General features: G+C 48.5%; 23 protein-coding genes and 1 riboswitch. Of the genes, 4 read left to right on the top strand and 19 right to left on the bottom strand.

Annotated features, from left to right (window positions below):
* Positions 1-89: 89 nt before the first annotated feature.
* The 4 genes from thiC to KDK16_RS08440 form a co-directional block, all read right to left on the bottom strand.
* Positions 90-1,817, bottom strand: coding sequence for a phosphomethylpyrimidine synthase ThiC (thiC, locus tag KDK16_RS08455; RefSeq protein WP_306670773.1), 1,728 nt, complete (start codon positions 1,815-1,817; stop codon positions 90-92).
* Positions 1,818-1,903: 86 nt separating this feature from the next.
* Positions 1,904-2,008: riboswitch (TPP riboswitch) on the bottom strand.
* A gap of 66 nt (positions 2,009-2,074) precedes the next feature.
* Positions 2,075-2,743: a phosphohydrolase gene (locus KDK16_RS08450; RefSeq protein WP_257255556.1), complete on the bottom strand. Its 669-nt coding sequence runs from the start codon at positions 2,741-2,743 to the stop codon at positions 2,075-2,077.
* Positions 2,740-3,570 carry a phosphodiesterase gene (locus KDK16_RS08445; protein ID WP_257255557.1) on the bottom strand — a complete coding sequence of 277 codons (831 nt, stop codon included), beginning with the start codon at positions 3,568-3,570 and terminating at the stop codon, positions 2,740-2,742. Before KDK16_RS08445 ends, KDK16_RS08450 begins: the two co-directional genes overlap by 4 nt.
* A gap of 143 nt (positions 3,571-3,713) precedes the next feature.
* A complete protein-coding gene (locus KDK16_RS08440) occupies positions 3,714-4,250 on the bottom strand; it encodes a GNAT family N-acetyltransferase (RefSeq protein WP_257275594.1) in 537 nt (178 codons plus the stop codon).
* A gap of 228 nt (positions 4,251-4,478) precedes the next feature.
* Between KDK16_RS08440 and KDK16_RS08435 the strand changes: the two genes are divergently transcribed.
* The gene (locus KDK16_RS08435; protein WP_257275593.1) at positions 4,479-5,825 is read left to right on the top strand and encodes a PhoPQ-activated pathogenicity-related family protein; all 1,347 of its coding nucleotides are present in this window, start codon (positions 4,479-4,481) and stop codon (positions 5,823-5,825) included.
* Positions 5,826-5,829: 4 nt separating this feature from the next.
* Here KDK16_RS08435 and KDK16_RS08430 read toward each other — a convergent pair whose 3' ends face one another.
* The 8 genes from KDK16_RS08430 to KDK16_RS08400 form a co-directional block, all read right to left on the bottom strand.
* Positions 5,830-6,174 (bottom strand): Spy/CpxP family protein refolding chaperone, encoded by a 345-nt coding sequence (locus KDK16_RS08430; protein ID WP_257255561.1) that lies wholly within the window; start codon positions 6,172-6,174, stop codon positions 5,830-5,832.
* A gap of 243 nt (positions 6,175-6,417) precedes the next feature.
* On the bottom strand, positions 6,418-7,368 hold the full coding sequence (gene tal / locus KDK16_RS08425) for a transaldolase (RefSeq protein ID WP_257255562.1): 951 nt from the start codon (positions 7,366-7,368) through the stop codon (positions 6,418-6,420).
* 131 nt (positions 7,369-7,499) lie between these two features.
* Positions 7,500-7,649 (bottom strand): substrate-binding domain-containing protein, encoded by a 150-nt coding sequence (locus KDK16_RS13580; protein WP_373690953.1) that lies wholly within the window; start codon positions 7,647-7,649, stop codon positions 7,500-7,502.
* Positions 7,646-7,918 carry a substrate-binding domain-containing protein gene (locus tag KDK16_RS08420; protein WP_257275592.1) on the bottom strand — a complete coding sequence of 91 codons (273 nt, stop codon included), beginning with the start codon at positions 7,916-7,918 and terminating at the stop codon, positions 7,646-7,648. Before KDK16_RS08420 ends, KDK16_RS13580 begins: the two co-directional genes overlap by 4 nt.
* 12 nt (positions 7,919-7,930) lie before the next feature.
* A complete protein-coding gene (gene rbsK / locus KDK16_RS08415; RefSeq protein WP_257275591.1) occupies positions 7,931-8,893 on the bottom strand; it encodes a ribokinase in 963 nt (320 codons plus the stop codon).
* Positions 8,894-8,955: 62 nt separating this feature from the next.
* The gene (gene rbsB / locus KDK16_RS08410; protein ID WP_257275590.1) at positions 8,956-9,888 is read right to left on the bottom strand and encodes a ribose ABC transporter substrate-binding protein RbsB; all 933 of its coding nucleotides are present in this window, start codon (positions 9,886-9,888) and stop codon (positions 8,956-8,958) included.
* Between the two features lie 91 nt (positions 9,889-9,979).
* On the bottom strand, positions 9,980-11,302 hold the full coding sequence (rbsC, locus tag KDK16_RS08405) for a ribose ABC transporter permease (RefSeq protein ID WP_257255566.1): 1,323 nt from the start codon (positions 11,300-11,302) through the stop codon (positions 9,980-9,982).
* A gap of 428 nt (positions 11,303-11,730) precedes the next feature.
* A complete protein-coding gene (locus KDK16_RS08400) occupies positions 11,731-11,886 on the bottom strand; it encodes a hypothetical protein (protein WP_257255567.1) in 156 nt (51 codons plus the stop codon).
* A 176-nt stretch (positions 11,887-12,062) separates the two neighbouring features.
* On the opposite strand from KDK16_RS08400, the gene KDK16_RS08395 reads away from it, so the two are divergent.
* Positions 12,063-12,371 (top strand): hypothetical protein, encoded by a 309-nt coding sequence (locus KDK16_RS08395; RefSeq protein WP_257275589.1) that lies wholly within the window; start codon positions 12,063-12,065, stop codon positions 12,369-12,371.
* A 694-nt stretch (positions 12,372-13,065) separates the two neighbouring features.
* Here KDK16_RS08395 and KDK16_RS08390 read toward each other — a convergent pair.
* The 5 genes from KDK16_RS08390 to KDK16_RS08370 all read right to left on the bottom strand — a co-directional run bounded on the left by KDK16_RS08390 (position 13,066) and on the right by KDK16_RS08370 (position 16,125).
* The gene (locus KDK16_RS08390; protein WP_257275588.1) at positions 13,066-13,278 is read right to left on the bottom strand and encodes a hypothetical protein; all 213 of its coding nucleotides are present in this window, start codon (positions 13,276-13,278) and stop codon (positions 13,066-13,068) included.
* 265 nt (positions 13,279-13,543) lie between these two features.
* Complete coding sequence (locus KDK16_RS08385; RefSeq protein ID WP_257275587.1) at positions 13,544-14,419, bottom strand: SMP-30/gluconolactonase/LRE family protein; 876 nt, start codon at positions 14,417-14,419, stop codon at positions 13,544-13,546.
* Between the two features lie 55 nt (positions 14,420-14,474).
* Positions 14,475-15,038, bottom strand: a complete 564-nt coding sequence (locus KDK16_RS08380) for a hypothetical protein (RefSeq protein ID WP_257255572.1) — start codon at positions 15,036-15,038, stop codon at positions 14,475-14,477.
* Positions 15,039-15,308: 270 nt separating this feature from the next.
* Positions 15,309-15,752: a YbaN family protein gene (locus tag KDK16_RS08375; protein ID WP_257255382.1), complete on the bottom strand. Its 444-nt coding sequence runs from the start codon at positions 15,750-15,752 to the stop codon at positions 15,309-15,311.
* Positions 15,745-16,125, bottom strand: coding sequence for a hypothetical protein (locus KDK16_RS08370; RefSeq protein WP_257275586.1), 381 nt, complete (start codon positions 16,123-16,125; stop codon positions 15,745-15,747). Before KDK16_RS08370 ends, KDK16_RS08375 begins: the two co-directional genes overlap by 8 nt.
* A gap of 170 nt (positions 16,126-16,295) precedes the next feature.
* On the opposite strand from KDK16_RS08370, the gene KDK16_RS08365 reads away from it, so the two are divergent.
* Positions 16,296-17,975, top strand: a complete 1,680-nt coding sequence (locus KDK16_RS08365) for a hypothetical protein (protein ID WP_257275585.1) — start codon at positions 16,296-16,298, stop codon at positions 17,973-17,975.
* A 34-nt stretch (positions 17,976-18,009) separates the two neighbouring features.
* Positions 18,010-19,602, top strand: a complete 1,593-nt coding sequence (locus KDK16_RS08360) for a PhoPQ-activated pathogenicity-related family protein (protein ID WP_257255379.1) — start codon at positions 18,010-18,012, stop codon at positions 19,600-19,602.
* Here the strand turns inward: KDK16_RS08360 and KDK16_RS08355 are convergent.
* Both KDK16_RS08355 and KDK16_RS13575 read right to left on the bottom strand, forming a co-directional pair.
* A complete protein-coding gene (locus KDK16_RS08355; protein ID WP_257275584.1) occupies positions 19,540-20,112 on the bottom strand; it encodes a disulfide bond formation protein B in 573 nt (190 codons plus the stop codon). The genes KDK16_RS08360 and KDK16_RS08355 overlap by 63 nt on opposite strands.
* Before the next feature lie 19 nt (positions 20,113-20,131).
* A complete protein-coding gene (locus KDK16_RS13575) occupies positions 20,132-20,290 on the bottom strand; it encodes a DUF5993 family protein (RefSeq protein ID WP_368736464.1) in 159 nt (52 codons plus the stop codon).
* Positions 20,291-20,452: the final 162 nt, after the last annotated feature.

Raw genomic sequence — 20,452 nt, 5'->3', positions numbered from 1 at the left:
ACTCCCAAAAGATTAGCAAGCAGTGGTTACGTCATATACTCGACAGGTCAGAAGGAGTCAGCCAGACGACTGACTCCCAGCGTTTATTTTCAGGCAGTTTCTTCCAGTTCGCGAACATCCTGAGTCATCCGCATGGGACAGAAATCAGGTCCGCACATGGAGCAGAACTCTGACTCCTTCGCACCTTCCTGAGGTAATGTCTCATCGTGATAGGCTTTTGCCGTATCGGGGTCCAGAGCCAGGTTAAACTGATCCAGCCAGCGGAATTCAAAGCGCGCCTTGGACAAAGCATTATCACGTATCTGGGCACCGGGATGACCTTTGGCCAAATCAGCAGCATGAGCGGCAATTTTATAGGCAATCAGACCTGCTTTTACATCATCTCTATCAGGCAGACCGAGATGCTCTTTGGGTGTGACATAACAAAGCATCGCACAGCCATACCAGCCGATCATGGCAGCTCCGATACCTGAAGTAATGTGGTCATAGCCCGGTGCCACATCGGTCGTCAGAGGCCCAAGGGTATAGAAAGGCGCTTCATGACAGTGCTCCAGTTGCATCTCCATGTTTTCCTTAATGAGGTGCATGGGCACATGGCCCGGTCCCTCAATCATGACCTGAACATCGTATTCCCAGGCAATTTTTGTCAGTTCCCCAAGGGTTTTCAGTTCGCCAAATTGCGCTTCATCGTTGGCATCGGCGATACAACCAGGTCGCAAACCATCACCCAGAGACAGGCTGATATCGTACGCCTGACAGATCTGACACAGCTCACGGAAATTGTCGTAAAGGAAATTCTCGGCATCATGCATCTCTGCCCACTGCCCCAGAATACCTCCCCCCCGGGAAACAATACCTGTCACCCGGTTTCTGGTTTTAGCGACATGTTCCCTGAGGACACCGGCATGGATCGTCATGTAATCCACGCCCTGTTCTGCCTGCTCGATGATGGTGTCCTTCATGACTTCCCAGTTCAGGTCTTTCACCTTGCCTTTGACCTTTTCCAGAGCCTGATAGATAGGCACCGTTCCGATAGGCACTGGCGAGTTCCTGATAATCCACTCACGGGTTTCATGGATGTTCTTGCCTGTGGATAAGTCCATCACCGTATCGCCACCCCAGCGAACAGACCAGAGCATCTTTTCAACTTCTTCTTCAATGGAAGAGGTCACCGCAGAGTTACCAATATTGGCATTGATCTTCACCAAAAAGTTACGCCCGATAATCATGGGCTCGGACTCAGGGTGATTAATGTTGGCCGGGATAATGGCCCGCCCTTCAGCGACTTCCTTTCTGACAAACTCAGGAGTGATGTGAGAGCCTTCAGCACGCCCCATATTCTCACGAATCGCAATAAACTCCATTTCAGGAGTGATTATCCCCTGTCTGGCGTAATACAGCTGTGAGACATTTTGGCCCGCCCTGGCCCTGCGGGGTGTTCTCAGTGCTTTGAAGCGAATCTCCTGCAGACGCAGATCAAACTGACGGGAGCGGGCAAATTCTGAGGACCGATCGTTGAGCAGCTCAGTATCAGCTCTTTCTTCAATCCACTTTGAGCGCAAACCTGGCAAGCCCTCATTCAAATCATGAGGAACACCACTCTCTGTGTAGCTGCCCGACGTATCATAAATCCGAACCGGTTCATTCTTGCCGCCACCAAAACGCTCAGGGGTATCGTGCAGATGAACTTCTCTCATACCGACACGAATGTCTTCGCGACTGCCTGTTACATAGGTTTTTTGGGAGTTGGGAAAGGGGCGACAGGCGTCCATCAGTAACTGCCGGTCAAAACCGGACGCATTTTTCTCGCAAGCCATCGTTTCAGTATCCTTCACGTTGAGTTCATGACTGTTTTCCAGTTCAAGACTGTTTTCCAGTTCACGACTGTTTCGAAATAGCTTGCCGGATAGGCCATCTTGTTCCCTTCGCAGGTATTAACCTGAGCAGGTTCTACGGATTCCGAAAAAAAAACTTTCGGTCTCAGCCCGTGGCGCTCCGACAAGATTGCCGGAAAGTATAAGCAGATTGCTAAGAGGTTAATAGTACAAAGATACAAAAAAAACCAAGACTTTATTTAGCTGTAGTCGCCTGAAAGCTCCTTACACAGCTGAGTTCGGAAGGACTGCAAAAAGTCGCTGTGACGAACTGCCATGTTGCGCCCGGGCTCTGTTTTCATGGTCTTCTGAATCTGCAAGAGCTTGATTTCAAAATGATCCAGTGAGTACTGACGATCGTTCAGTGTCCTGTTTTTCCCCATAGGGTCTTCGGGATCAAACAGTTTCTGGCCCAGCTTGCCACCCGTATAAAAACAACGGGCAATGCCAATCGCCCCAAGGGCTTCCATCCTGTCCGCATCCTGAACCACTTCAGCTTCCAAAGTTTCAGGGGGGATGTTAGCGGAATAACTGTGAGTTTTTACTGCATGACACACGGCAGCGATCAGGTCTTCAGGAAACGCCAGAGATTTCAGGCAAACTTCAGTCTCTTCAGCCGAAAGGGTGGAAGCTTTCGAGCGCTCCGGATGGTTTTTTGGCAACACAACAATATCGTGAAAATAACAGGCAGCAAGAACCACCAGCCGGTTAATGTCAAAATGGCCTTCATCCATCAGCTGTTGTGCCGTTTTCCAGACCCGCTGAAAGTGGGAAATGTCGTGAGAGGCATCCTCGCAATCCCGGTCTTGCAGAAATTCTACAAAACGTTTTTCCCAGTTTTTCAGAAGTGCAGGTTCATTAAATTTCATAATTCAGGGTCCAGAGGCTTTTGATAGCGCTGACAGGCTCTGCTGTTAATAGTGGGAGAATCATGCAAAAAATTGTGAGTGTGGACAACCAGTCTGTCGGGATGAATATCTACCAGGTTATAAACTGGAGGCTCTGGCGAAACAGAGTCAGGCTTGGGGTTATCAAAATTAAAAGGTGTCTGATGAACCAGAGAAGGTGGGCATGAAAAGCTGATTCCCTGCCAATGACCCGAAACAGAGCGGTGCAAATGACCGAAAAACAAATGCCTGATCCATTCTTTGTGGGGCTGAATCATTGACCTGAGTGCTTCTGAATTGACCAGATTGTCCCTGTCCATGCTTGCCAATCCCGTTTCAAATGGAGGATGGTGCATAAACAGACAAACCGGTTTGTTTGCAGCTTCCAGTTCATGCTTCAGCCATGCCAGTCTTTGCTCGCAGAGAACCCCACTGCGTTTTCTGTCATCCAGCGTATCCAGACAGATCAGGTTGACCAGTTCTGTCTCAACCGTAAATTGGATAAAGCCCTCCTGCTGCCTTGGATGGTTTGGGAAAACATCCAGAAAATTTTGTCTGTGATCATGATTGCCCATCAGGCAGTAAACCGGGAAAGACAACCTGTCGAGTTCTTCTTTCAAGGCTTTATAGGCCTCTTTTTCGCCCCAGTGAGTCAGGTCACCTGTGATGATGCAAGCGCTGGATTCCGGCACTTGCTGCAAAAGTGTGTCGACGCAGTGCTTCAACCTTGCCTGTGGGTCAATGTCATAATTCAACATTCCCGCCGGAACTAACTGGGGATCAGAGAAGTGTACAAATCGATAGGTCATGTAATGCGACTCCGTTATTGTTCTCAGCTTGAATGATCGTTCGGAAAAGTGCTCGCTTTAGGGGAAGCCCGTTTACAACGGGTTCCCAGACTGGCGAGACTGCCAACCAATACACGAGAGATATCTCCGATCCGGAAGCAATCCTAATGGTGGGGACTGAGAGCTTCTGCCGAACTCAGAGTAAACCGGGCAACCGTTACATTACACCAGCCTTCATACCCCGCCAGACTCATGCCCAATGATTCAATCACATCAAGGGCAAATTCATTCTGAGGTGAAGCAAAAGAGATGATTTCCTTGAAGCCCAATCTTCTGAACCCCAGGTCGGTCACTGCTTCAGCCGCTTCAATCACCAGCCCGCGGCCACGATACTCCTGACTGAATCGCCAGCTCATTTCGACAGTATCGCCATAGGCTGAAAATCCACAGCTGCCAATCAGCTGGTAAGTCTCTTTAAGCACAACCGCCCAACGAGACCAGCCCCTCTGGTCAAGTTCGATTTGAAAACGCCAGAGGTCGGTTTCTGCTTCAGAGGCGGGGGAGTGAGCACCATAACGCGGTTCTTTTTGAACCGATCCCGTGATATCGGCATACGGCTTTAAATCGGCTTCTTGCCAGGTTCGAAGGATCAGTCGGGGGGTTTCGGCAACAATCAGCACATGAGACTCCAGAAACTTCATGATCAGGCAAGATAATGTTTAGCCGATTTTTTGGCTTTAACCAGAACCTGTACCCAATAAATAAATGTTTACTGCTCTCTTCGACCCTGTAGGAACAAAAAAAGTTCGCCAGATCAAATTTTTTTTCCACAAAAACGATAGACTGACTACAAAATGAATACCCGCTTGTATTCTATCAATAACCGCCGATGACACTGAAATGAACTCCAGCAACCAAGAGGCTTGGCATTGAATCCTGAATTTCTGGACTTCCTGAATAGAGAAGATGACAACTTCAGCTGGCGCTGCCTTGAAACCTGTCATTCTGACGAGTTTCCAGCCGTCACAATGAGTCACTTAGAACTTATTTCCCAGACCTGGCAGGAGGGCATTCGCTTTGGTCTCCGTCAACCCGAATGGCAACACCGCCTGACGCTCTATTGGCCTGAAGAAGGTTCAGACAACCCCTGTCTGCTAATGATTCATGGAGGATCGAGGCACGATCCATCCCTTGAACTCACACCCTCACATAACGTCGATGGTGCACGATTATGCCAACTCACTAAAGCCCCGGTAGCCGTCCTCAGAGACGTGCCCAACCAGCCTCTGACCTTTCAGGATGGTGTTCCCAGGTCGGAAGATGATCTTGTTGCTTTTTCCTGGCAAGCCTTTCTGGAAGATCCTGAAAACAACGGCTTTATGCCCGTCCAGTGGCCCATGGTTAAGAGTGTAATCCGAACCATGGATGCCCTGTGTGAGTTCAGTAAAAAGTTCAGTGAAAAAGGGTCCACCCGAATAGATGATTTCATTATCGCCGGGGCTTCCAAACGGGGCTGGATTTCATGGTTGACGGCAGCTGCTGATCAGAGGGTCATGGCTCTTATTCCAATGGTGATTGATGCACTGAACATACAAGCCTGTATGCATCATCATCTGAATGTTTACGGCGGCTTTGCCAGTGCCATTCGCGATTATGCCGACAATGATCATGACATTCTGTCAAAGCTGGACTCTCCGGGTATGCAGCAATTGCTCAATGATATCGACCCTTTTGTTTATAGAAATCAGCTCTTCCTGCCCACGTTTATTGTTAACGCCAGTTGCGATGAGTTCTTTCCACCGGACTCTGCCCGTTTCTATTATCCGAAATTATCTGAATTAACCTGGCTCAGGTACTTGCCGAATGCCAGCCATTATCTGGGCCGGGATAGTGCTGTGAACATCGATGAGATTATGGCTTCTGTCTTTGGTGCGCTGATTTCGGAGCAGGACATGCCCGCCATGAACTGGCGACTGCTGGATGACGGTGGCCTGGAAATCAGAACCAGCCTTGAACCTAAGCTTGCGCGTGTCTGGGTTTGCCATAACCCCGACGCCAGAGACTTCCGAAAAGATGTACTGCAACAAGCTGGTATACGTTTTCAGGCAACTCACATAACGCCTGTCCACTCAAGACCCTGGACCTATCAATTCTGCCCCCAAGCCCCTGAAAATGGATGGACTGCATTCTTCATTGAGCTGGCTTTTGACAATGCGTCTTATCCGGATCTGATCTTAACGTCAGGCGTTCGGGTGACTCCTGACGTTTATCCTTGAACATCTATTCAGACTTTTTCTGACCGCGGTATTCTTTCAGCCTATCCCGCATTTCCTTACGAAGTTCCCGATAGGTTTGCATCTGCTGATCGTTCAATACCGTCGCGAGTCTCTTATTGGTTTCATCCCTGTTTTTACGGAGCGCCCTGGCTTTACTTAGCCGATTCTCGTCGGAGGCCCGAATCTCTTTAATAACCGCCCTGCTCTCCTTCAGGATGGCTTCTACCTTGGGCTTTTGTTCGTCGGTGAGATTCAGTTTTTGCTCCAACTGGCCGTAGGCTTCATCCATATCCATGAGCGCTTCAGTCGAAGCCGCTTTTACTCCGACCGTGCAAAATACCAGCAGCACAAAAACCAGCCATAGGCTGGAAATTATGCTCCGTGATGACGAATAGTTGTCTGGAGGATAAAAAGGTGTCCCGGGTTTCATAGCAGCGCCTCCCAGTGAGTCTGTGAATCAGTGTGCCATACATAAAACGAAAGTTGCCTGCCATGCCAATATGGAAGACCCAAACTACTCCGGAAAGCCTGAACCAGATACCGAGTATTTCGATATCTGCTTAAGGTCTGATGTCGTTTTTTTCTGAAAGCATTACAGCCTGGATTCAACCAGTCGCTCCAACTTCACCTGATCCCTGGCAAAGTTACGAATACCCTCGGCCAGTTTTTCCGTGGCCATAGCATCCTCGTTCATAGCCCAGCGGAACGCCTGTTCGTTCAGTATCACTTTTTTATGACTGGAGGTTGCGTTCTCCGGAGACAGTTTCTGAACAACAGTCACTTCTGTTTTCTCCAGCTCATCCAGCAGGCCCGGGCCAATAGTCAGACAATCACAACCCGCCAGTTCAATAATCTCACCCGTGTTACGGAAGCTGGCACCCATGACCACCGTGTTATAGCCATGCTGCTTGTAGTAGTTGTATATGCGGGTCACAGAAACAACACCCGGATCTTCAGCCGCTTTAAAGTCACGACCTTCTGTTTTTTTGTGCCAGTCGAGAATACGGCCAACGAATGGAGAAATCAGGAATACACCGGCCTCAGCACTGGCCTGTGCCTGGGCAAAGCTGAACAGCAGAGTCAGATTGCAACGGATGCCTTCCTGTTCAAGTACCTTTGCAGCTTCAATACCTTCCCAGGTAGAGGCGATCTTGATCAGCAGACGCTCAGGGTCAGCGCCTTGCTCACGGTATAAGGCAACCAGCTCAAGAGCTTTGGCAATGGTCGCATCTTTATCAAAGGATAAACGAGCATCGACTTCTGTTGAGACAACACCCGGTACGACCTGCTGGACTTCCTTACCAATCGCTACGGCCAACCAATCACAGGCATGCCTGACTTGTGCCATTTTATCATCAGATTTGGATCTGCCGTGCTCCAGGGCATGGTTAAAAAGTGGCTCATAGGCAGGCAGCTCTGCCGCTTTCAGAATAAGGGATGGATTAGTCGTAGCATCCACGGGCCGGTATCGACGAATGGCTTCGATATCGCCGGTGTCTGCCACTACTTTTGTCATACCCTTGAGTTGCTCTAACTGATTCATTGGCCTCTCGATCCTCACTTTTTATTCTGGCAATCATTTTTCTTACAATAGTCAGGAACTATTCATCAGGAACTACTCAGGATTGTATCTGTATTCATGGCTGTCTGAATGAAAAAACTTATAGTCCGGATTTACAGCGTTGATTTAACAGACTGACGTTCAACCAATGTTGAACGCAGCGTTTTTACCTCAGGCTTTTGACCCGGGTTTTCTATACGTGCAATCAGTGTATCCGCAGCCAGCCTGCCCAGCTCAGCCTTAGGCTGATGAATCGTGGTCAATGGCGGCGATGTAGACGATTGGCTGCCAAAAAACCACTCTCTGCTGTCAAACGCCCTTCAACAACCCAGCCAATCCCGGCCGGTATCCCAAACTCTTCCAATGCCCTATGATAACCTGCCAGTCGCTGTGAACTCGGTGATAACTTTGTCGGACCACTGATACAGGCAATGGAGCGATGCCCCTTATCCAGAAGGTGACGGGTCGCTTCGTAACCGCCCTTTGAGATGGAAACTCCTGCCTGCTTTGCAACATCCTTGATCGTTGTCATAGCGCTGTTCTCTTACCGTTCTGCCACAATCTGTTGTACTTCTGAGCAATGCGCAATGCGTTCTGCCAGAAATTGTTCTGCTTCATCCCTTCCCGGGATAGATGTCTGCGCACCACTGCGAGTCACAGAGATGCCTGCTGCGGCGTTGGCAAAAAGTGCAGCACTGTCTATATCCAATCCTTCAGCCAGCTTCACTAGCAGTGCACCATTAAACGTATCGCCTGCAGCGGTGGTGTCGGTTGCTGATACTTCAAAACCGGGAACCATTCGAGCACCCGTTTGATCAGAAATCAGCGCACCCATTCTTCCCATAGTGATAACAACCGTTGAAATTCCCTTGTCATGGAGCACTGAGGCAGCCTGACAGGCACTTTCCGGATCATTGACAGTGACACCTGTCAGCAGTTCTGCTTCTGTCTGATTGGGCGTGATGGTATCAACGTTGGCCAACAGTTCATCAGACAGTGGACGTGCGGGTGCCGGGTTGATAACAACAGTAACACCGTTGCTGCGCGCCACTTTTGCAGCCTCGAGAATAGAGGCTTCCGGGGTTTCCAACTGCATGAGCAGGTAGTCAGCACCGTAAATCCCGGCTTTCTTATCCAGAACCCGCTCAGAGGTTAATGCTGCATTAGCTTCAGCAGCAACACCAATGCAATTTTCTGCACGCCCATCGACAAAAATCAAGGCGACACCGGTATTTAAGCCTTCCACCTGTTCAATCAGGGAAGTATCAATACCCTCTTCTGCGAACTTGTCGATAATTTCATGACCAAAAGCATCTTGTCCTACACAGGCAAGAAAGCGGGTGTTGCCACCCAGTCTGGCAATCGCTACTGCCTGATTGGCACCTTTACCACCGGGAATAACATCGTAGCGACTGCCGGTGACAGTTTCACCGGGACGGGGAAAAGACTCTACTTTCAGTACATGGTCTGCATTCACACTGCCAAGAACAAGAATCTGTTTGGTCATGAATCTATCTCTATCTTCGCTTCTATGATCAGTCCAAAGGTCTGGTCATACTCATTATCGGCTCAGGGCTGCTTAGTAATCAGTTTCAGCTCAACCGGTGTATAGACTGCCACCTCTTCGCCCTTGACAGCTTTATCCGCAGTTTCCACACCCATTTCACCAATCATGGATGCCTGCTGGGCAATGGTGGCAGCCAGACCACCGTCCTGAACAGACTGGATCCCTTCATCCGTACCATCAAAACCTACGACGATGACGTCTTTTTTCGCAGCTTGTACGGCCTTCAGGGCACCCAGTGCCATTTCATCGTTCTGGGCAAAAATGGCTTTAACATCCGGATGAGCCTGTAGCAGGTTTTCGGTAACGTTCAGAGCTTTGGTACGGTCGAAGTCGGCTGGCTGACTGGCCACCAGCTCCAGGTTAGTGCCCTTGATGGCTTTCATGAAACCTTCACCACGCTCACGAGCAGCGGACGTGCCCGGTACACCTTCCAGCTGAATCACCTGACCCTCTCCGCCTAGCTTACTGGCAATAAATTCACCGGCCATCTCACCACCGGCAATGTTGTCGGAAGCCACATGAGACACCACATTGCCGCCATTAGCACCACGATCCAGAGTAACTACCGGAATTTCAGCACGGTTGGCAGCACGCACAGAGTTAGCTGCAGCGTCTGAATCAGTAGGGTTCAGAAGGATGGCATCAACACCACGCACCGTCAGATCTTCAGTATTGGTCATTTCCTTTGCAGAATCATTCTGGGAATCCAGAATCACCAAGTCATAGCCCAGCTCCTGAGCTTTTTTCTCAACCCCTTCTTTCAGGGTGACAAGGAAAGGGTTGTTCAGGGTAGACACCACCAGCGCCATCGATTTCTGACCGGAAGCGTCAGAGGATTCCGTACCCGTAGTGCCTTCTTCAGGCTTGCTGCAACCTGTCAGAGCCAGACCTGCAGTCAGGGCAATGGCTAATGTTTTTTTCATGGAGAAAATCATGGAGAACAACCTCGTGGTCGATTGTTTGGCCGGTTTATTCCGGCCTTATATTGGCAGACGACCACTTCCACGACGGAAAGTAGCCTTGTTCTTAAGACTGTCTGGAGGAACGAGTGTCTACCAGGACAGCCAGAAGGATAACGAGAGCCTTGGCAATCAACTGATAGTAAGAAGAAACATTGAGCAGGTTCAGGGCGTTGTTCAGGATACCGATGATCAGCACACCAACCAGAGTACCGGTGATCTGTCCCCTGCCACCTGTCAGGCTGGTTCCACCCAGCACTACCGCAGCAATTGCATCCAGCTCGTAACTATTACCCGCTGTAGGCTGAGCCGAAGCCAGACGACTGGTGACAATCAATCCTGCCAGGGCGGAGAGACCGCCAGAAATGGAGTAAACAGCCAGTTTGATACGATCGACGTTGATACCGGACAGACGAGTAGCAGCTTCGTTACCACCCAGAGCATAGACGTAACGACCCAGTCGTGTGTGATTTAACACGAACCATGCTGCTAAAAAGGTGAATCCCATCAGGTAAATCGGGAAAGGAATACCAAACAAGTAGCCACTGCCGATAAATGAGAACGCATCAGAAGCAGCACCGCTGCTGGCAGAGATGGGACGACCGTCGGTGAATACCATTGTGGCACCACGGAGCAGAGTCATTGTCGCCAGTGTTGCTATAAACGCCTGAACCCTTCCCTTGGCAATTATCAAACCACTCATGGCTCCCATGGCAGCACCAGCTGCGAGAGTCAGGGTCACCACCAGCATAATGTTGAAGTCTATGCCAATCAGGGTTGCCGCCAGAGCACCACTCAGTGCCAGAATGGAGCCAACGGCCAGGTCGATACCACTGGTCAGGATGACGAAGGTCATACCCACCGCAATGATGGCGTTAATGGAAGTCTGTCGTAGAATATTCAGCATATTGTTGGTGCTGAAGAAGCTGTCACTGATCATTGAGACGGCCACCATGATCATCAGCAGAGCAATGACAGATTTGTACTCGAACAGGAATTCTTTATTGATGCGGAACTTGCCACCGTTGCTCTTTACGGGCTCAGGGCTGCTCGTAAGCTCAGGGCTGAGCGCAACTGCCTTCAGGGTTTGTTCAGTCATGCCCAGAACTTCTGCCATGTCAGACGACACCAGCAAAATACTCATGCCCTTGTTCTTGAATTCATTAATTAACTGGTAGATTTCTTTCTTGGCACCAACATCGACACCACGGGTTAGCTCATCCAGGATCAGCACTCTTGGATTGATCATCAAACCTTTGGCGATCGCCACTTTTTGTTGGTTGCCACCACTGAGATTCTTGATCAGCTGTTTAGCCGTAGATATCTTGATATTGAAGGCTTTAATGAAGTGTTGAACCGACTCCGTCCCGGCTGCGACCGGTCTTGCCACTGGCACTCTGGAACTGCTCCAGACTGCAGAGACTCATGTTTTCAGACACCGAAAGTCCAGCACAAGACCATCACCTTTGCGGTCTTCAGAGCTGGAATAATCAATTGATGATACTCAGGCTGGAGTCGGCATATCAGAATACAGGGGCCACCATGGTTATCGACAACAGAGCGACTCACAGAATCATCGACCGATGATTTTGTGATCCCGGGCATAATAGCCTCAATAATCTGCCCATCACCATCTTAGAGACCTACATGGTTAATGGCTATGCTATCTCGGCCAGAAAACAACCGGCTAATGCCCCACTAGGCCTATCCTCCTGCTCGCAGCTGAAAAACAAGATCTCCGGGCAGGAACTCTTCGGTAGGAAAGGATGCCATTGCAGATTTTTCCATATTCAGATTTCTATCAATAGAAAGGCTTCTCTATGACAGGGCATTTCCACTTTGTTCATGACGAAGCATTGCCAAAACTTCTTTTGTGTCAGGTCTTACATTACGCCAGATAGCAAACTGTTCAGCAGCCTGCTCTATCAACGGACGCTTACAGACTCCTAGCGACCAGATGAACGATCTTGACATCTTAGCCAATAGTCATGTAGCCGACATGCAGAGGCCCATTCTGGCGTATATTTGCTTACCAATGTTTGCGAGCTTTCAAAGTGAGAGGTTTCATCCGTGTTCAAGACTTGCCACTTAACAAGGAAACTTACCGGTGCTCCATTGTATTTCGAAGCAGGGAGTACGTAGTAGAAGTCATGGAAATTGCCTCCATCTTTATAATAGGATCCATGCTCGTGTTTGACGTGTTGGTCATCAATGAAAAGGTCAATGTCTTGTATGCGTTTGCCCGGGCCTCGATCATTATTCCAGAAGATGTGAACTACCTGGTTGGTACAGAATTCCCCTGCTGTTTCACGATGGCATTTTGGTATCGACGGAAGCCCTATGAGTTCAGGCTCACCTGCGTATATAGGTCCATCCTCGCCGTATCCGCCCGGATTATGGGCATCATTTCTGGATTTAAAATAGAAATCCCGGGTGACGTGTTCCACGTGACCACCTGATTCTCTATAGTAGTAGGTAGCACTGAAGTAATAAGTCTTACTGGGTTTTACCCGATAGTAAAAACCATTTAAAAATGGTCCGATGCTAGCCACCTGAGAGTAACCTTTTGACAGGTTATATGCGTCCTTCGCAACAAAAACCATGGTCCGGAGCATGGTAATATCCCTATACGCACTGAAATCAGCCATGCTAATCAGCACGATATCGCCAGTGCATATCTGGTTATAGGGGCAGTTAGCACTATACACAGACGAAGGGATGCCGGCGTGTTCGTTGGCGTGACTGTTAAGCTCCGCATTAGCCACTTGCATCCCTACGAAACACGACAGCATGAGCAGTAGAAGCCTTTTAAAGAATTTTGTGTAATTCATGAGTTTGTACTTCTTAAACCTTAGGAGAGTCAGGCGTGTTAAGGATAGCTTCGTTTTCACCCCTCACATGAAAAAACATTCGGGCAGATTTCAACAGTGGAGAGCTATCGTCTGACTTTGGAACTCTGCTACTGTGCGCGAAACCATCCTTCAAAGCAGCCTCATTGACCGGATGACTCATGCCATTAACGACAGACATCATTAAGGAACCGTCATTTAAAATAGTAGCCCGTTGCTTGACAAAGAGAGGAACTCTTAGACCTTGTTTTCAATGAATGTAAGCAGGAAAGGAACTCTGTTTTCAAGCGGCTACAACTTACTTTCAGACCAGCATCACTCTATTTTCACCCTGCCATTGCAGCGTTTCTTTGGCGGGCAAAGAGCCTAGGATATTCACCGACCTTATCTTGTCAGACCGTGATAGCAATGCCGGATGAGAGCCGGGCTGACCTTCAGGAATAGCCAGGTTGGCCCCGGAAAGCTTTGAGCTGAGAAGTCCGGTCTTTTTCATACTGGCTACCGTTCGTTGTTTCAACGAGCCTTTCTCAAAAGAAAGCTTATGGCCATCGGGCTCACATTGACTGTTGTCTCCCAAGATTCAGTAAAAGGTTTGCGCAAAGGTTTTCACGGCGCACTATAGCGATTCATTCCTCGACTAAAACTGCCATGGATCAATCAACAACAAATCTGCACAGGAAAATACACGAATGGGACTATGAGGAATTCTGATTCTATTAGAAATTAACAGACACTGAAGCGGTGGTTATCAGTAAAAGAAACTTTTCTGACTGATGATTTTGCTAAACGGCAAACCGATTTTCTTTCAGCCCCCTGACTCCAGTCTTTACAGCAAAAATAGAGCCTGACTCAGGATACAACTCCAGCTCCTCATCAGAACAGGCCTGACGGCAACTGGTGATGTACAATGTTGAATAATCATCACCACCAAAAGCGACCATGGTTGGATATTTAACGGGTAAGCTTATGGTCTCCAAAAGAACCCCGCCGGGCGATAATCTGACAACTGCTCCGCCAGCGAAGAGTGCTGTCCAGTAACAACCTTCTTCATCGACAGCACAACCATCCGGACGTCCCTTTCCAGCGGGGAATCGATGAAACACCCTGCGATTGCTCAACACTGCTCTTTCAAGATCAAAGTCGCAGGCGTAAATAATCTGCTCAGGTGAATCCGCATAGTAGATCGTTCGATTATCCGGACTGAAAGCGATGCCGTTACTGGTTAAAAATGGCCCTGCCTTTCTTTGGCAATCCAGCTGATTATTCAGCATGTAGATCCAGGCATCCGACTTGTCTTTCGGTGGATAAACAGATCCCACCCAGAACCTCCCCAAAGCATCGCAACGACCATCATTCAAGCGATTGTGAGGTTTATCAGACTCCGGGTCACAAATAGGAGTTATTCGACCCGACTCAATGGAATCCAGAAATACAAAGCCGGAACGCAAGGCCGCTACCAGCCCATGAGACGCCCTGAACACAAAACAGCCTATTTCTTCAGGCAGACTCAACGACTGCCGGGCGCCGGATTCTGGTTGCCAGCTGTTGAGAGACTTTCCGGTGATATCAACCCAGTAGAGGGTAGACGTGGGCTCATGCCAGCGGGGACATTCCCCTAAAAGAGTACCGGCATCAAGCACATTTTTGACGATTTTCATCGGAGTGAATAGTGAACCCGGTACCCAGAGCTTGCAAGTGAATTTACAAGAAATTTCAGGGATTCCGGGAGGTGTTCTGATGCATCATCTGGTTAACCCTGAGCTCCTGCAACAACAGTTCAATTTGAAATTGTTCCGCTTCAATCAGGGTTTTATAACGGACTACAACCGCATTCATCTGATCAGACAGGGTTCCCCTGGTATCCAGCTCAACATTGTCTGCAATAGACTTCAGTTGAGTATTGAGCTCTTTTTCCTGAACACTGTTGCGGGGCAGGCTCTTGTTCTCCAGGGTCTTTTTATTGATTTTTCCCTGAAGTTTTTTCAGCTCGCTCTGCATACGATTACGATAGGTCCGAATCCGCTTCTGCCTCAGAGCAATGCGATCTTCGATCATCTGGACGCGTAACTTTTCGTCCATCCCCCGCAACTTATCGATATCAAATGGCTCAAGCGGTGCCGCCAACCCCTTGAGCTCAATTGGTTTGGCATTGCTGTCACACTTCTCTTCTGTAAAGACCACATCGCCATTAACCTGACACTTGTAAATTGGCTTTGCGTATCCTGCAATCGGAATCAGCAAAATAGCGGCGCCAAGTACCCATTTTCTCAACTCCATGATAATGCCCTGACTTATTACTTCCCTTTACTATAGTCAGAGCCCTGATCAGGAACTGGCTACCAGAACGACCTGTTCCCCTCTTCTTAGAGGGTGTCGCTAAAGTAGCGAGCAAAGCTGTGACAAGGCAAAAAGTGGCGAAAAAGCGCAGTTTACAGCGAGTAAATGAGCATTTTGAGCCACTTTTTAACGCGGTATCAGCGAAGCGCAGCACTTTTGCGACACCCTCCTTGGCCGTGGCATGTTTTTGAAGGTCATTGTTACATTGACTCACTGTTGTTGATATCTGCGCATCAGTATCCAAAGATAAATGCTCACCGCCAGAGCAATCAGCCCCAACAACACTTTCAGAAAAACCTGAGGAACCAGCCAGACTGAAATCCCTATGCCCAGCCACAGGAGCGCCAGAGCCCGACACCCTATTTTGGGTGAGAGCGCCCTGTCATGCAGGTACTCTTTCAGGGCCGGACCAAACCTTGGATGCTCCAGCAACCACCGATTCAATTTGGGTGAAGACCGAACGCTGAGCCACACTGCCAGCAACAGAAACACGGTCGTTGGCATGAGGGGCAGCACGGCACCAATGATGCCGAGAACAATGCAAAGCAATGCCAATCCCTGATAGAAGATTCGCAATAACGGGTTTCTGACCAGAAGATTTTCTTCTTCTGTTGCCAGCTGACCAGCCAAATTGGGCCCTTTACACTTACTCAAACGTCGCTTCCTGAATAATCTTTACATAATCCAGCTCTGCCAGTTTTCTCAGAACTTCATAAAAATCCAGCTGATGGGTGTCACCAACTGCCAGATACTCTGCTGATCGGCACTGTATTTTTCCCGGCGACGCCCGGTAAACAACCAGCGTTGGATCAATCGCCATGACCTGATCAACGTACTCAATCTTGTCCGGAATACAGAATTCATAAGACACCGCTGTCAAGTTATCACCTGAGCCTCGCAGACCCTCCTTGTTGAGTTCATTGAGATCAAACTTAATTTTGGCCATATGCCCCGCTTTCCAGCCCAGCGTGGAGCAACCACCCAGTAACAGAACCAGCAGGAGTATAGCAGGGGCTTTTAATGTCATAAGCGAAACCTTGGAAGATAACTTGCGTGGCTATAGTAACTCTTTTTTCTGCTTCATGGTGGCTAATCAGGAAAGGATGCACACAGCTACAAGCAGACCTCACCCGAATCAGAAATGAGCACTTAAAATATATCTATACTGTAATCCTCAACAGTGACTATTGATCAATTATGACTTCAGATATTCTTCTTCGATTTGCTCTGGTGATGATGCTCTTAACTGCCAACACCAGTTTTTCATCCTCTGAGTATGAGATTTCCGGGTTTACCAAGGGCCATAAGCGAACCAGTGATTTCATGGAGAGTATTCGTAACAACCGTCCGGAACTTCAGGCGTTTATGAATCGACTGCCCAAAGGCGGCGATCTCCATCATCACCTGATGGGGGCCATCGAGCCCGAAGAAATCATTGATATCGCGATAGAACGAAAGTTTTGCATTTATAAGGACCATCACATGGCCCCGTGTGATTGCTGTGCACAGTCCTTGAGCGCATACGTCAGTAATGAAGAAAACCGTGCAGCTCTGATCAGGCAGCTAACGCTTGCCGACAGCAACGATACGCTTGAGATCCGTGACAAGCATTTCTTCGACTACTTTGCTATCGTGAAAGCCTTATTCGATGGAATAGATGCCCGTTTCATTTCACTTATACGTAAAAAGGCCGCTGTTGATGGACTTTCTTACATTGAATCAACTATCTACTGGAATGAAGCGAACGGGCCTGACAAGTTGTTTTCCCTCATCACCAACCTGCCCGCACCGGACCCGGACAGTTCCAAAAGTCTGGAAGACTTTCGTACCAGACTGAGTGCCCAGCCCGATTTTCAAACCCAGTTAAAGGCAGCTGCCAAAGAGGTAGCCGATGCCTTGAAAGATTCTGACGACCACTTGAACTGCTCTCATAGCCCCTCTCAACCTGCCTGTTCTGTCACCGTTCGGTTTCTACACGAAATTCACCGGACCGATCCCCTGCCCCGGGTTTACGCCCAGATGATCTTTGCCTTTGAACTGGCTCAATTGAGTCTCTCTGGCAGCGATCCTCAAGTGCTGGGCATCAACATAGACGGCGCTGAAAATAATGATACGGCACTGAACGATTACCTCAGCCATATGAAAATGCTGAGTTTTCTTAAAAACCACAAAAAATACCCTCTGGTGAAAGAGCATATTAGCCTGCATGCAGGAGAACTGGTCAAAGCCACAGTCGAAGATTTTTACTACCGAACCACCTTGGCAGACGCTATTAATATCGTTCAGCCCAAACGCATAGGCCACGGGATCAGCCTAATGGCACAGGACTGCCTGAAGCAGTCCAGCTCCGGCAATGAAGAATACGTCAACTGCAGTGCTGAGCTGCTCAAAACCATGCTGGATAATGACATTGCTGTTGAAATTCCTTTCACCAGCGACCAGCGATTGAATGATATCGGGCCCAACAGCGGACACCCCTTTCCTGTTTATGTCAATAGCAATGTTGCAGTGGCGCTGGCTACTGACGATCCGGGGATTCTAAAAGTCGATTTGACCAGTCAGTTTGTAGAAGCCGTCTATGGCTTCAGCCCTAATCAATCCAGCGACGGCGCTCTCCTGTCCTTTGATCAGATTATTGAGTTCGCACGCAACAGTCTGGAGTACAGTTTTCTGCCCGGTCAGAGCCTTTGGGTAAAGGCTGAAGACCACACTCGATATCAAAAAAGAGTTTCGGCCTGCCTGAATCTTGATTCAGAAGCCTGCAATAAGTTTGTCGGCAGTAATACCAAGGCGAGACTCCAGAGAGATCATGAATTAAAGCTGAAAGACTTCATGTTAACGCTGGCAGCAGGAAGCCCTGATTTAACACCCCTGTGAACTGCAATGAAATTGCAAAAAAAAGAGTAACAAAATGGCAAAAGAACAAGAATTCGTCTCCAGTTTTCAGGCTGGCTTACTGGCATTGTTCTGCTTATGCCTGATGCTTCTAAAGCATCAGGCTCATGCCAGAGATCACCTGAAAGTCTCTCCTGACAACTGTAACCCCTCTTACCTTGGCAAACACTTTCGTGACGTACTGCCCTGTTACCTGAAACAAGAAGATAAGAATTATCAATGGAGTGCTGCAGCTGCGACTGAAGAGCGCGTCGAGCTGGATGGAAAGAAGCTGAAGGTCAAAGTCTACCCTGTCCGTATGAAGTCTCTGCGCTGGACTATCGGAGAACAGGATAAAGTCTCTGATCCGGTCTGGGAGCATCGGATCAAGGTGTATATACCGGAAAAAGTCAGCTCCACCACTGCTCTACTCTTTATCAATGGCGGCATCATCCATTGGCCCGAAGATCAGCCCGATAGAAACAAGAGGAGCACTGATGCCCTGCAATTTTCTCATATAGCCGCCAGAACCCGGTCGATCGTCGTTGATCTGAAAGACATTCCAAACCAGTTCTTGCGATTTGGTGATGGCAAACCGCTCAAGGAAGATGGCCTGATGGCCTATAGCTGGCAAAAGTTCATTGATAACCCGGGGAAAAACTATAACTGGCCACTCCGATTACCCATGGTCAGGGCTTCCATTCGGGCCATGGATACGATTCAGGCACTGATGAAAGAGAAGCACATTAAAATTGAGCATTTTGTATTAGCCGGAGGATCAAAACGAGGCTGGACAGTCTGGCTGACCGCAGCAATGGATAACAGAGTGTCAGCCATCATACCCATGGTCATCGATGTTCTTAATCTGCAAGAGAGTATGCGACACCACTTCAATAGTTACCAACGCTGGGCTCCGGCTGTCAAAGACTATTACTCTCTGATGCACACAATCGGCACCCAGCCTATGACTCAGCTAATGGAGGTGGTCGACCCCTATTCCTACCTCCCTCTGCTAACCATGCCGAAGTACATCATTAATGCCACCGGCGATGATTTTTTCTTACCCGACTCCAGCCGCTTTTACTTCGATGACCTGAAAGGCGAAAAATGGCTGAGATTCCTTCCAGACCTGAGGCATTACATTCTCAGAATGGATCAAACACTGGTGAGTGAAAGCATCGAATCCTTTTACGGAGCCATCATTAAAGATCGCCCCATGCCCAAGATCAGCTGGGATGTCTCTAAACTAAACCTGAAAGTCGAAGCCTCAATGCCTCCCAAAGCCATGAAACTGTGGACTGCAACAAATCCTGAAGCCAGAGATTTCCGAACCACTTCAGACAACCCAAAGGTCAGCCAGTTTAAATCTGAAACACTCACATTCCGTTGTCGTGAAAGCTGTCGGGCAGATGTCGCATTGAAAGCCCCCGAAAAAGGTTGGAAAGCCAGCTTTGTCGAGCTGATCTACCCTAACCCGCCCTATCGTGACCTGTCATTCACGACCCGGGTGTTTGTCACCCCAGATGTTTATCCCGAGGACAATCGCACTCCATCTCATGGCCAAAGCTCAGAGGATATAACGCACCGGATTGTCCGGGCACTGCTCAAGCCCGCACTCAAAGAAAATTGAAACGATATTAGCCACAGTCAGGAACACCAGAAGCGCAAAGGCAAAATGGGAAAACCATCTGATTTCGGGGTTTTTCGCTTCTGAGACTTCGTCCTCATAAGCGTGCAATTCAAACTGTCTGGAATAACCTATGACCAGTGCGATATATACGATTAAAGCAGAGCACAGAATATACAACCAAGTATACATATGCAGTCCCAGCAAAGCCGAACCATATCCTTGAGGATTGTTCACATGCAGTGCAATTTGCCTCAGAGCAATAAAGCTAGTCAAGACAGCCGCTAGCAGCGACAAACTGTAATGACCGGGTCGAACGTGGTACCTCATATTGAGCAGGAACCCTGAGGCTATCACTAAAATTCCCTGCCGCTGCAATATGCAGAGAGGACAGGGTAATTCGCCCATCACAAACTGAAACCAGAAAGCAGCAACCAGAAGAAGACAGATGACTATCAATTCAAAAACACTGGCAAACTTCACAAAATCATTGATCTCTCTGCATGAGTTCATGATTAGACCCGCCAAACTTCTAAAGATAAATTTCCAAGTGCTCAGAAATATGATGAATAAAAACCAATGCAATCAGAACAAGAGAAATGCTGAAGCAAACGATTCCCCACTTTCGATTGAACCAGGCAACCATCAACGCAAATAATATGAAGATAAAAGATAGCAAAGTGTAAGGCATTACCTGTACTCCCCAGCCTAACGAGATTGTTTCACAAACTTTTGCGACAACCCCCGACCATGAAAGCTTCATTAGAGCATAGCGTTAACATGTTTTATTTACAGGTTATTGACATCCTCCCCCACTGATTCAAGAAATCAGTGGGGGATTCCCATGGGGGCG

The organism is Endozoicomonas sp. SESOKO4 (assembly GCF_024606275.1).
This window is presented reverse-complemented; position numbering and strand designations above follow the sequence as displayed.

Coding starts and splice junctions, on each gene's coding strand:
- KDK16_RS08440 (WP_257275594.1), bottom strand. CDS start 4,250: ATGAAGTTTCTGGAGTCTCATGTGCTGATTGTTGCCGAAACCCCCCGA.
- KDK16_RS13575 (WP_368736464.1), bottom strand. CDS start 20,290: ATGCCTTACACTTTGCTATCTTTTATCTTCATATTATTTGCGTTGATG.
- KDK16_RS08400 (WP_257255567.1), bottom strand. CDS start 11,886: ATGTCAAGATCGTTCATCTGGTCGCTAGGAGTCTGTAAGCGTCCGTTG.
- tal (WP_257255562.1), bottom strand. CDS start 7,368: ATGAATCAGTTAGAGCAACTCAAGGGTATGACAAAAGTAGTGGCAGAC.
- thiC (WP_306670773.1), bottom strand. CDS start 1,817: ATGGCTTGCGAGAAAAATGCGTCCGGTTTTGACCGGCAGTTACTGATG.
- KDK16_RS08360 (WP_257255379.1), top strand. CDS start 18,010: ATGGCAAAAGAACAAGAATTCGTCTCCAGTTTTCAGGCTGGCTTACTG.
- KDK16_RS08365 (WP_257275585.1), top strand. CDS start 16,296: ATGACTTCAGATATTCTTCTTCGATTTGCTCTGGTGATGATGCTCTTA.
- KDK16_RS08370 (WP_257275586.1), bottom strand. CDS start 16,125: ATGACATTAAAAGCCCCTGCTATACTCCTGCTGGTTCTGTTACTGGGT.
- KDK16_RS08380 (WP_257255572.1), bottom strand. CDS start 15,038: ATGGAGTTGAGAAAATGGGTACTTGGCGCCGCTATTTTGCTGATTCCG.
- KDK16_RS08450 (WP_257255556.1), bottom strand. CDS start 2,743: ATGAAATTTAATGAACCTGCACTTCTGAAAAACTGGGAAAAACGTTTT.
- KDK16_RS08445 (WP_257255557.1), bottom strand. CDS start 3,570: ATGACCTATCGATTTGTACACTTCTCTGATCCCCAGTTAGTTCCGGCG.
- KDK16_RS08395 (WP_257275589.1), top strand. CDS start 12,063: ATGGAAATTGCCTCCATCTTTATAATAGGATCCATGCTCGTGTTTGAC.
- KDK16_RS08420 (WP_257275592.1), bottom strand. CDS start 7,918: ATGACAACGATCAAGGATGTTGCAAAGCAGGCAGGAGTTTCCATCTCA.
- rbsB (WP_257275590.1), bottom strand. CDS start 9,888: ATGATTTTCTCCATGAAAAAAACATTAGCCATTGCCCTGACTGCAGGT.
- KDK16_RS08385 (WP_257275587.1), bottom strand. CDS start 14,419: ATGAAAATCGTCAAAAATGTGCTTGATGCCGGTACTCTTTTAGGGGAA.
- KDK16_RS08355 (WP_257275584.1), bottom strand. CDS start 20,112: ATGAACTCATGCAGAGAGATCAATGATTTTGTGAAGTTTGCCAGTGTT.
- rbsK (WP_257275591.1), bottom strand. CDS start 8,893: ATGACCAAACAGATTCTTGTTCTTGGCAGTGTGAATGCAGACCATGTA.